The organism is Stieleria varia, from assembly GCF_038443385.1.
In the GTDB taxonomy this organism is placed as follows: Bacteria; Planctomycetota; Planctomycetia; order Pirellulales; family Pirellulaceae; genus Stieleria; species Stieleria varia.
Genome location: NZ_CP151726.1, coordinates 2,924,745 through 2,936,178, shown reverse-complemented (window position 1 = coordinate 2,936,178; position 11,434 = coordinate 2,924,745). Strand labels below are relative to the sequence as shown.

Below are 11,434 nucleotides of genomic sequence, written 5' to 3'. Positions count from 1 at the left end.
ACACCCAGGGACTGGCGGTCGCTATGCGCCTGATCTTACGACGGCCTGTTTCTGATCCTTAGTCTGACGTTTTGGGTAATGGAAGCAACCATTTTGAGCGACCAAGGCAACCTGAGCACCCCCGGTCAGTCCAATCACACTATGATAGCAGAGCCGTTTCCGAGGTTGGGCACTCTGGAGCCACATGATGGGCAATATTCATTCCGGTTCACAAAACGATCCGCAGAATCGCAAGACGAACCGGGAGGGTGAGGTTGCATCTGCACGGCCGGTGATTCCGATCGGCTATGCCGGGGTCGCGACATTGATTGCGTTGTTGATTGTCGTACTCAATCAATATGCGTCTGTTCCCTGGCCCGTTTCCGTGGCTGTCATTGCCATACTCTACGCCCCTTTGTTTTTCTTGTGGTTTCGGCCTCCTCCACGCCTTGGTGAAACCAAGCGGGTTACGGCTCCCCTTGGCTTTCTGGGTGGCGTTTCGGCGAGCCGGGAAACCGAGCTGGCATTGCGAAAGAGTGAAGACCGGTTTCGTAAACTCATTGAGCATGCGCCGGAAGCCGTGGTCGTGTATGACCTCGAGCGTGGCCACCTCGTGGTCGTCAACCGGGCGGCTGAGTTTCTCTTTAAGCTGCCTGCGTCTGAGCTTCATGCACGAGATCCAGTACGAGATTTGAGCCCACAATTTCAGCCCAACGGCCGTGAGTCAGGGGAGATGGCAGGCGAACTGATTCAGCGAGCGATACAGGGCGAAACACCTGTCTTTGAATGGACCCACATCGACGGAGACGGAAATCCGATCTTGTGTGAAGTCCGGCTGCTCGCGTTCGAACTGGATGATCGTCCCGCATTGAGGGGCAGTGTCATCGATATTCGCGAACGAAAGCGAATCGAGAAAGAGCTTCAGGACTTGGCTGTCGACCTGGAAATTCGAGTCCGAGCGCGGACGATCGAACTGGAGCAACTGAACGAGGACCTCAAGGCGTTTGCGTTCACGGTCTCTCACGACTTGCGTGCGCCATTGAGGGCTGTTTGCGGTTTCGCCGACGCCCTTGCAGAAGACTTTGGTGACCGTTTGGGTGATTCGGGCAACGAATGCATCAGCGACATCCAAGATGCGGCCAATCGGATGGATACGATGATCAGTGATTTGTTGATATACAGTCGTCTGGGGTACAGCGACCTCCGATTGCGTGTGGTCGGACTCGATGCCGTGGTCAACGAGGCCATGGAAGCTCTGCGTGCAGAGATCCAATCAAGTGAGGCGATCGTCAACGTTCGATCTCCACTACCGACCGTCATCGGAGATCATGCAACATTGGTCGATGTCTTCTACAATTTGATCGGCAATGCCATCAAGTTTGTTGCCAAGGACCGGCAGCCGATCGTCAACGTCTATGGTGAGTCGTTGACAGCAGACAATGCGGCTCCCACGAGAGTACGAATTTGGGTGGACGACAACGGGATCGGCGTCAACGAAGCCTATTGCGAGCGTATCTTTCGCGTTTTCAGCCGTCTGCATGGAGTGGAAAGATATCCGGGCACGGGGATCGGTTTGGCCATCGTTGCTCGCGCCTGTGAAAAGCTAAACGGTTCATGCGGCATGGAACCTCAGCAAGATGAGGGTAGCCGATTCTGGATCGAGTTGCCCCTAGGAGCTTAGCGATGACCATGCGCCAACAGACAATCTTGATGGTCGAAGATGACCCCTGCGACCGAAAACTCGCACTGCGAGCGTTTGAGAAAGCGAATTTGAAATCACCGATTCAAGTGGTCGCCGATGGCATCCAAGCGATGCACTATCTAACAGGGGAAGCATCCTACAACGATCGAGCGATCTATCCGTTACCCGCAGTCATCTTGATGGACATCAACACGCCTCTGATGAACGGGTTTGAATTCTTGGAGTGGCTGCGTGCTCAGCCCAAACTATCCCGACTGCCAGTCGTCGTGTTTTCGTCGTCGGAACACCCCAGCGACGTGAATCGAGCGTATGAGCTCGGTGCGAATTCATTCATCTTAAAGCCATTGGGGACAGAAAAACTGATCGCGACGTTTCAGGCGTTCATTTCGTACTGGCTGGAATTCAACGTGACGCCGAGTTTAGAAACCGACTGAACACCCCCTCCCGAATCAGCTTGTGAGGATTGTCGCGAAGACAGTCTGCGTCTGCCAGCCGCCACGTGATAACGTCCCGCTTAGCATGATTGTGTTGTCAAACGCTGGGTGGTGCCATAGGCCCTGAGCCGCTTGCCGTCAGGCCACGGGCTCTACGGTTTGCAGATTGTTTTTTATCACCCGACGCGTAAGCGAGGGATTTACCGAGTATCCCTCGCTTACGCGTCGGCTCATGAATCATCCGGGCTAGGTGTAGCACTCGAACGGGTACTCACCCGGTTGGGGCAGGAAATGATGGGTCAAACCTTGGATTGCGGCCATTCCCATTTGCAGCCGAGCTTCCATCGACCCCGAACCGATGTGCGGCGTTGCAATGAAGTTGTCCAGGTTGAGCAACTCATCGTCCTCGGGTGGCTCATGTTCGAACACGTCAAAGGCCGCTGCGGCGATCTGGCGGCGTTTGAGTCGCTCACGCAGTGCGACCTCATCGACCAGTGTGCCACGCGATGTATTGACCAACACACAGTCAGGCCTCAACTGGTCCAACACATCTGCGTTGTAGAGCCCGCGGTTCATCGGCGTGACGTTCATGTGAATCGATAGAACCTCCGATCGGGCATACAAAGCCGCCGGGCTGACCGATTCAACGTCAAACTCATGATAGAACTCGCTGCGATCTCGCAAATCACATGCGATCACGTGACAACCAAATGGCTTCAGCAACCGAATGAAATCTTGGCCGATCTCGCCACAGCCGTGAATCCCCACGACCCTGCCGGTCAATTGACGCCCCACGCGTTGCAGCGGCCGCTTGCCGGCACGCATGTCCACATTGGCAGCCACAACATGCTTGAGTGCAGCGAGTGTCAAGCAGAGAGCCAGCTCGGCGACCGAACGTTTGTTGACACCGGGAGTCCAGCCGAGCCGAACGTTGTGCTTTCTCATTGCGACAGGGTCAATGGTGTCCAGACCGACGCCCAACTTGGAGACCACCTTCAGCCGAGGCAGAGCAGCAAGGACTTCCGCGTTGATCGGCTCGAACGAAACGATTGCCGCATCGCAATCTCGCAAGTATTCGATCGTATCGCGTGTCGAATGATGCCTGGGCACGCATTGGGTGTTGACCCTGGCATCAGGATAAATCGACCGCAAATGCGCTACCAACACCGGCACCTGAGCGAACGAGATCGCAGGAACAGCGACACGCTCGATGGTGATGTCGTCAGTGCTCATGGTCGATTCAGGACTCATGGTCGATTCAGGCCGACGGAGGTTGATCCACACCCGCAGCCACACCTCCTGCTGTCAGGCCGCCAGAGGGGATGCGTCCCCATTTGACACGGTTCCAGATCCGCTCAAAGAAATAGAACACCACGAATCCGGTGACATTCATTGCCAGCGCATTGACGAACGCTTGGTCGGAGAATTTCATGGTGAGAATCAGGAAACTGTTGAGAACCGCAACGCATCTCCAAGAAACGGTTTTGGTCAAGCTCCTTGCTTTTGTTTCTTGGAAATGGAGGTTGGGCTCTGTCACCTTGGTGGCCTTTTGCTTTCTGTATTCGTCGTTGACGCGGCGTCATCGGGTCTGTCGTTCGACGCTTTCGGTTTGCGAACGTCGCTGTGAGAATCCCGTGGCGACTCGCACTGTTGCGACTGTTCACCTGGTGTCGAGCCGTCACTGGGGGACCATTTCCTCAGCGGCCGGCACTTCCGTCCCCCCGCGGGGTCCTTGAACTGTTCGGCATGCAACGTCTTTCCGATGTGGTATCCGAGCTGCCGATAGGATTCAAATTTCTGCGGGTCGTAAAACTGGTCGCTGGTCGGATCGTGAGGGAACGCCGGATTCTCAAGCTGATATCGTGTCAGATCCGCGGCTTCATCGCCAGTGAAGTTGGGTTTGACGTAGATCAGAAAGCCCTCCTGTGGGGAGCCGGTCGGTCCATCAGCCGGGTAAAGGATGCGGAGAACGAAGTAATGGGACTGGGCGAGATTGGTTTTGGAAAGCCGGCTGGATAGTTTTTCCAGGCCCAACTCCGAGACTTCGCTGTCGGCGTGAAGCCGTTTGGGTGTCAACGCAGCCAACCCCAGGTCGCAATCCAAGCCATCGACGTCAACAATGCGGATCCCATGTTCGAACCGCATTCGGCGGATCAATCGGATGAAGTCTCTGAATTCGTAGGTGATGTCACCTGTCACATCCGATGCGATGATCAATCGGCATCGTCTCAGCAGCAACGGTTCCAACGCAAGGTTCTCGTGATGACCGCCATCGGAGACAAAGCAGTAATTCCTGTTCTCCGCGTCTTGCATTGCGCCGACGATCAGACGAATGGGGACAGGGGGTAACCACGACACGATCCGATAGAACAATCCTTTGACGAGTGCCTTGTGACCGGGATTGGGCAGCCACTGCCCCAGTCGTGAGTTGGACACCATCAACAAGACCGCCAGCAGTGGATTGTGGACTTGGGTGGGACTGACTGCGGCTCCCGAAAGTGCCATTGCGTTGGACAGGTCAAAACGGCCCTGCATGTACGACTCCGTCCGAACATAGCCGGTCCGATTGGAGCCGCAGTAGCACTGTGAAAAAATAAAACTATCGGTGGTCGAGCGATCGGTGCTACGGCGACGACCCAATAGGTGAACCGTTGCAGCGATGATATGGTAGGGTGCTCCACGCGCGGCCGTCTCCAATCTCGCCAGTGGAATCGCGCGTCCGATACCTGGACAGTCCGTGATCCACATCTTGGACAACATGTTGCGATAGAATCCGTGCAGCGAAGTCGAGTTCATGTTGACCACGCACGCCGATAGCAGAAACAAACCGAAGGACCACATGAACCAGGTCCATCGCGTGGCTTGATCGGCCGGCAAGCAGACCATCGCAAAAACGGTTGACTTGGGCGCAAACCTGTCGCCCCAGTAGTTGAGCATCAATTGCCAATTGATGTTCTTGACTTCCACTTCCAAACTCGCGAACTTGCCATCTTGCAGATTCATCAAGCTGTCGAGCTGCTGCTTCAGTTGAACCGTGCTTTCGGTGATTTCGTTTTCCGTTGCCCGATCCAGCAAGCGCAAGGTCTCATTACGCAACGAAACCCAGTTGGCAAAAGTCAATTCACCGTCGGAGACGTTCTCGACTTTCTTTTCCAAATGCTGCGCTTCGACACTCAACGCTTCGATATTGTTCAGTCGCATCTCTCGCTGTTGATCGGTCAGATTTGCCAACTCGATCTTCAACGCTTCTTCGGCCGACGCGAATTCTTTGTAGAACTGTGGATCGACCAACACCGACTGGGTCAGTTGTTGGCAGATCTCGGTGCGTAGATGCAAGTATGCTTCGCGGCGGACGAACTGGTCCGTGACCGCATTGGGTTGCCGTGTGATGGTGTAACCGGTGAACAACAGCCAACGTCTGAACATGGAGGTTTCGCGGTCATACTTGGAAATCTTTTCCAGCACCTCAATGGATTTTGCGACCTGCTCGTGATCAACGGAGTTCCATAGCCGGCGGCTGACTGCAAACCTGCCGTTTTCCTCCGAAGTACTGAGCTGCGTGGCCTGCAATTCGATCTCCTGCCAAGTCTTGGACCAGTTCTGAAACTCCAGGGGCACAAAGTCATACTGTGTATCGATGGTTTGACCGTAGCGATGAACCACCCGGTTTTCGTTGAAGTGCGAAATGTTCTCGCGGGCGAGCCAACCGAATACAAGCAGTGGGATGCCATAGAGCAACGCCCGGCTGGCAATCCCAAAAACCCAGCCTTCCACGGCCGTACGAGGCCGCGTGCCGCTGCGAATCAGATCCTTGATCCTCAGATACGGGATCAAAGCGATGACCAGCCCGATGATGAAGTACGTTTTCAGTTCGCCTCCGAGAAACCGTACCGCATCCGACGGTGGTTCGATGCCGTAGTTGTCCCGCAGATGAGTCAAGCTGACATCGCCGGTTCCCAGCAGCGTCGCGCCAGCGAGCAGCAGGGATGCGATCGTCAACGTCATGAACCAGCGCGCGAATGCTCCCTCTGCCTGAGCCCCCCGCCGCCAATACGAGATCCCCCACATCACCAACCAGAGGCCAAAGAACAGTGTCATTGGAAAGAAAGCGCGGGCGATGTCTCCTTGGAATCCCAAAGCGTACAACCAGTTGATCGACCAGGTGTAGTCCAGGCATCGAAACATCCAAGCGGCCAACGCGGCGAGGGCAAAGACGAAACTGAGTGCGACCACGTTGGTGAGCAGGACGCCGACCAAGTAGCGATTGAGAAAGATCAGCGGCTTTCGCAGATACTGACCGCCATGAATCAGCTCCAGCACACGCGGCGGCTGCCGACCATCGCCACGCGGCGACAATGGAAACTTTCGCTCCGGCTGGTGTGTCGAATCCGACGCGTCGGCGTCGGCATCAGCGTCAAAGGCGTCCGATTTCCAGTCAAACTCCGTGTCGGGATGCAATGCCAAGGAAGACAGACTGCTGCCGACGTAACCACCGCCAGAGACCGTGGCCATGTAATCGATGTGACGCAGGACACCGTTTTCGTAAAGAGACTGGATGAATCCGAGGTTGAAACTGGCGGAGCGGACACCGCCGCCCGAAAGCGCCAGCCCGACGAGATCGCTTTCCGGCGCGTGGCTCTCCGTCGGAGAGTTCTTGTCGGCATAGACATTGGCTTCCCGTCGCCGCTTCGCAATCTCGGCGATCTCATTCTTGCGTACGGTTTCAAAATCGATTTTCTGGTCTTGGCCGTCTGTCATCTGAAATCTCTTGTGGACAGGTAATCCCTGCGCGGTTTAGCGTGCTGGCCCCATTGTGGTTGCCATTTCCGCACCATGCACGCTATTTTCGCTCGCACAGCCGCATTCCTGTCTCGCCAATGCGAATCGTGTGCCGAGAACGGTTTTGTGTGCTGCCATCGTGCCAACGATCATCGTATGATGGATGTCTGTCACACCGACGATAGATTCCTCTCACAACCAGTGCCGACCATGTCCGATTCTGTACCGCTAGAAATCGATGTCCGCGCCGTTGCCAAGTTGCGATCCGACGGCGATGATTTTTTGTTGCTCGATGTCCGACAGCCCGATGAATACGAAACCGCTCGAATCGATGGCAGCATGCTGCTACCGATGGGCGAATTGGGTGAACGGATCGGCGAGTTGGAGGAGCACAAGGATCGGCACATCGTGGTGCATTGTCATCACGGCGGACGCAGTCTCCACGTCACTCAGGCCTTGCGTCAGGCAGGATACACAAATGTGCAGAACATGGCCGGCGGGATAGACGCGTGGAGTCTCGAGATCGACGATTCCGTCCCGCGTTACTAGCAGTGGTAGGATTAAATCGTGATCAGTTGCCGGGCAACTGCCGTCGGAACGGCGGTGTTTCGCTCGGCGGCAACTCCACGTCGTGTTCTTCCTGGTATCGGCGACGCTCGACCGCATCGGCGTAGTATCGAAGCCACGTCTCGGTGTCTTCCACGCACAGCCACTCCAGCGCTTTCTCGGGCACCTCCACTTTCTTTTCGCAACAGGTCAAAATGTCTCGGAAGATGATTTTGTACAGCTCGCGATCGGACAGGTGATCCGTGCAACGCAAGATGATCCGTTTGCTGAACAGCTTTGCGATGGTCTGATGCAAGACGACAGGAAGCTGGTCGTCCGAGAGTGACTCCGGCGGAGTCAATTCCAAGCGAGGCGAAAACCATTCCGCGATCGGCAGCGCGGGTGCACGCTCCCAAGCCAACATTGATGCGAGGTATTCATTCTCGGCCTGCAGCGACATGCGTTTGTGAGACGTATCGATGGAGTCATCTCGATACGGCTCCAACTCATCACGTAACCGTGCATTGGCCAACAGCAATTCGACCTCGTCGATCAGTTGTCGGCTACTTTCTCTCATGTCCATGAATCAGATGGCTGGGGGGTGACGGTTCCGATGATTCTCAGAGGCGGGCGACAAATGGCTGCGGATCTGGGATCGACATTCGATGGGAATCCGCCGCAATTGGCCGCCGTGTGCGACAGGCACGATTCCGATGTTATCTGTGTGGGCGGCTGACTCAACTTGCAATTGAGCCAAAATGGGTGTTTGCCCAGTTTTTAGCCGAATCGACGTTGGCGTGATCGTTACGAGCCGAACTGTTTATCAGAGAATGCCGGCAAAACCGGCTATTTTGCCACGCCCTGGTGAGCACAGTGGGCCGGTCGATGCGGGATGCGTTTGAGATTGACAATACGTTCGGCGGGGCACGCTATCGACTTGGAAAGTCGAGCGACAATGTTCCGTTTCAACGCTCGCGATAGAGCCCGATGTGTGCCTCCACCATGGCGGAAATCGTGAAATCACGATTGATCCGTTCCATCGCTGCTTGCCCGAATCGGGCCGCCATCGCGGGATTCTCCAGCAATTCCTGGGACTGGCGGGCGAATCCCGCGCGGTCACCCAGCTCGACGATCTGCCCCGTGACGCCGGGCACGATCAGATCTCGGTTGCCCGGTATGTCGGTACCGATGACGGGCACGCCCGCCTGCATCGCTTCGATCACCGCATTGCTCTGGCCTTCGTATTCGCTGCCGATCCAAAAAAGATCCGCGCCGTTGAGCAACTCGGCAACATCCGTCCTGGGCCCCGCAAATCGAACATGTTGTGGACAAGTGACCGAATCGCGAAACCGCAACAGTTCTCCTTTCTGCGGTCCGTCACCGACGATGACAAGTGTCGTATCCAGACGAAGCGTCCCGAGCAACTCGGCGGCCCAAATGAGGTCGCGATACCGTTTCTGGGGCCACAGTCGGCCGACGGCCAAGATCAGTTTGCGTTCCGGCTCGACCTGCAATCTCCGCCGTACTTCGTCGCGTCCAACGGCCACACCACGGCGAGGCTCGATCCCATTGGGAATCACGCGAAATAGTTCTCGATCGATCCCGTGCTGCGCATAAAAATCACGGACGCCTTCACTGTTGGTAGTGATCGCAGCGGTGGATTTCGCCAACCATCGGTCGACCATGAAATGCATTCGCGACTTCCATGGATCGACGCAACGCTCGCTGGCAAGGATCGTCGGGACGCCGGCCCACTTGGCGGCCAAGCGACCGAAACTGTTGGCGGCAAAGATCCACGTGTGAACGATGTCCGGTGCGAATGATTTCAGCTCTCGACGCAAACGAAACAACGCCGTCGGGTCTGCTTTGAATCGTTTGCCGATCAGCGTCACGGAAACACCCGCGTCGCGAAGTCGATCGACAAGCGGGCCTTCTCGGGTGAGCAAGAACACGCGAACATCGAATTCATCGCGAGGCAGATTTTCGGCGAGTAAGCACAGTTGTTTTTCCGCGCCGCCTCGATCCATCGTCGGGATCACGAGCGCCAGTCGAATCGTCATTGTCCTGACTCCGATCTCGATCTGTTCTGCATGCGGTCGCCGTGGATTGATGACTGCCTGTCTTCGGATGACTTGATGCCTTCGGACGACTTGATAACGGTACCCGACAAACGGCCAAAGAGGCTGATGTATTGATCCAACGAATCATTGGACGACCATTGACGTTGCATCTTTAGCCGCAACTGTTCGGCGTTCTCGTCTGCTTGCTCGCGGTTCTTGAGGATGCTTTCCACTGCACGACCCAGTGTCCCAGGGGAATCATGTGCTCGTTGGCTGGCGGTTTGTAGGCTTGCTGGTCGTTCATCAAACCACGCCACTGGAGCATGCTGTGTTGATAACGATGCGGATGTGTCGAACTGGCCAGAGGTTTCCTGTTTCATGGAGCCATCGATGAATTCTCGCATCAGTGGGCTGTCTCGGAGCACCAACGGCAGTCGGGCGGAGATGGCCGCAGGCAGCAGATGATCCACACCGTAATCGCTGGCGTGAATGTACATGTCGGCGGCCGCGTAGACGTCTTCCAAATTGCTGAACGAGCCCGGTATCGCAACCGCGTGACGCACACCGTCGCTTTTCAACATTCGATGCGTGGCTTCGCGACCGGAGCCATCACCGACCAACCAAACCTTGATCGCGGGGTTTCGCGAAACAACCGACATCATTGCGCTCGCGAAACGGCTAGATGGAAACGAGCGATCCAGCGGACAAACGGCCAAGGCGACCGGCGTGTCCATGGTCGCAAACAGGTCGCTGTTGATTCCGCCAAGCGCGAAACGCACTTGCTGCTTTTGCTTGTTCGTGATCGCTGGCGAGGCGCCGACCGAGATCCCGACACGCTGAATCTTGCTATCCAGGAATCCTTCACCGAGCAACTGTCGATGTTGTCCGGCATGGCTCGTGATCACACAGTCCGCAGACTTCGCAGCCGTCATGCATCGTCGCGCCCAACGTCCGGTTTGCCACCAAGCCACGTCGCTGGCGGTTCCAAATCCCGTGATCCGGATCACGCTGGGGATGCCCAATCGACGGGCGGCATCCACGACCGCGGGTGCTTCGTCTCGGCCGCCTTGGCAAACGATCACGTCAAACGATTGGCCTCGATCACGAATCCACTGTGTCATCTGACGGGCATAACGATTGGACGCCCATTCGTTCTTTGCAATGGACGTCGGTCGATGGACGGCGATTTCGCGAAACGTTAGTTGCTCGACCCAACGACTGGAGAATTTTGGCGTCAGAACTTCGACATGCACGCCACGTCGATGCAGGCCAGTGGCAAGTTCCATCGCATGCCCGGCCACATCGATGGAGCCGTGCGGCCAAAAATGATGCGTGACGATCAATACCCTCATCGCACGAGTCACGATGCCGCTTGGTCCGCTGTGGCTTGGATTTCGGCCGGCTCCAGGACGCCGAGATAGGGCAAGTTTCGGTACATGTCCAAGTAGTCCAATCCGTAGCCGACCACGAATTCATCGGGAATCTGAAAGGCTGCGAAATCGGGCCGCAGATCCACCACATGCTCACGTTGCTTGTGCAGCAGTACAGCCGACTTCACGCTCTTTGCCCCCAAATCCCGGATCAACACGGTCAAGTGATCGAGCGTCTTGCCGGTGTCAAAGATGTCATCGACGAGCAAGACGTTTCGGTTGGCCACGTCGATCAACATCGCTGCATCGACCGTCAATTCACCCGACCGCATCCCCCCGCGGTAGCTGGCGGCTTGGATCACGCCGATCCGCTGCGGCATGGAGAGCCGCCGAATCAAATCCGCAAACAGGACCAAGCTGCCCGTCATGACTGCTATCAAAGTCAACGGACGGTCGGCTCCGTAATGCGAGTCGATTTCCTTTGCAAGGCGATCGACGCCCTCGTTCAATTCCTGCTCGGTCAACAGTGTCCGCATTCGACTGTTCTGTTTTGGCTATTTGGGT

The 11,434-nt window shown here is 56.2% G+C and carries 10 protein-coding genes; 3 read left to right on the top strand and 7 right to left on the bottom strand.

Features of this window, described 5'->3' with window-relative positions; translation table 11 throughout:
• The first annotated feature begins 187 nt into the window (after nucleotides 1-187).
• A complete protein-coding gene (locus tag Pla52nx_RS09815) occupies nucleotides 188-1,660 on the top strand; it encodes a sensor histidine kinase (protein ID WP_231741919.1) in 1,473 nt (490 codons plus the stop codon).
• A 2-nt stretch (nucleotides 1,661-1,662) separates the two neighbouring features.
• Nucleotides 1,663-2,115, top strand: coding sequence for a response regulator (locus Pla52nx_RS09810; protein ID WP_146519743.1), 453 nt, complete (start codon nucleotides 1,663-1,665; stop codon nucleotides 2,113-2,115).
• 246 nt (nucleotides 2,116-2,361) lie between these two features.
• On the opposite strand, the gene Pla52nx_RS09805 is transcribed toward Pla52nx_RS09810, so the two are convergent.
• Genes Pla52nx_RS09805 through Pla52nx_RS09795 form a run of 3 tightly spaced genes read right to left on the bottom strand, consistent with a single transcriptional unit; the run spans nucleotide 2,362 to nucleotide 6,873 of the window.
• Nucleotides 2,362-3,348, bottom strand: coding sequence for an NAD(P)-dependent oxidoreductase (locus tag Pla52nx_RS09805; protein ID WP_197454527.1), 987 nt, complete (start codon nucleotides 3,346-3,348; stop codon nucleotides 2,362-2,364).
• A gap of 25 nt (nucleotides 3,349-3,373) precedes the next feature.
• Nucleotides 3,374-3,652, bottom strand: a complete 279-nt coding sequence (locus Pla52nx_RS09800) for a DUF2061 domain-containing protein (RefSeq protein ID WP_146519745.1) — start codon at nucleotides 3,650-3,652, stop codon at nucleotides 3,374-3,376.
• Nucleotides 3,649-6,873: a patatin-like phospholipase family protein gene (locus Pla52nx_RS09795; RefSeq protein WP_146519746.1), complete on the bottom strand. Its 3,225-nt coding sequence runs from the start codon at nucleotides 6,871-6,873 to the stop codon at nucleotides 3,649-3,651. The genes Pla52nx_RS09800 and Pla52nx_RS09795 overlap by 4 nt, the downstream gene beginning before the upstream one ends.
• 231 nt (nucleotides 6,874-7,104) lie before the next feature.
• On the opposite strand from Pla52nx_RS09795, the gene Pla52nx_RS09790 reads away from it, so the two are divergent.
• Nucleotides 7,105-7,443 carry a rhodanese-like domain-containing protein gene (locus Pla52nx_RS09790; protein WP_146519747.1) on the top strand — a complete coding sequence of 113 codons (339 nt, stop codon included), beginning with the start codon at nucleotides 7,105-7,107 and terminating at the stop codon, nucleotides 7,441-7,443.
• Nucleotides 7,444-7,465: 22 nt separating this feature from the next.
• Here Pla52nx_RS09790 and Pla52nx_RS09785 read toward each other — a convergent pair whose 3' ends face one another.
• From Pla52nx_RS09785 to hpt, 4 genes are all read right to left on the bottom strand, one after another.
• Nucleotides 7,466-8,023, bottom strand: a complete 558-nt coding sequence (locus Pla52nx_RS09785; RefSeq protein ID WP_231741921.1) for a hypothetical protein — start codon at nucleotides 8,021-8,023, stop codon at nucleotides 7,466-7,468.
• Nucleotides 8,024-8,405: 382 nt separating this feature from the next.
• A complete protein-coding gene (locus Pla52nx_RS09780; RefSeq protein ID WP_315855001.1) occupies nucleotides 8,406-9,500 on the bottom strand; it encodes a glycosyltransferase family 4 protein in 1,095 nt (364 codons plus the stop codon).
• A complete protein-coding gene (locus Pla52nx_RS09775) occupies nucleotides 9,497-10,864 on the bottom strand; it encodes a glycosyltransferase (protein WP_146519748.1) in 1,368 nt (455 codons plus the stop codon). The genes Pla52nx_RS09780 and Pla52nx_RS09775 overlap by 4 nt, the downstream gene beginning before the upstream one ends.
• Nucleotides 10,861-11,406 (bottom strand): hypoxanthine phosphoribosyltransferase, encoded by a 546-nt coding sequence (gene hpt, locus Pla52nx_RS09770; protein ID WP_146519749.1) that lies wholly within the window; start codon nucleotides 11,404-11,406, stop codon nucleotides 10,861-10,863. The genes Pla52nx_RS09775 and hpt overlap by 4 nt, the downstream gene beginning before the upstream one ends.
• Nucleotides 11,407-11,434: the final 28 nt, after the last annotated feature.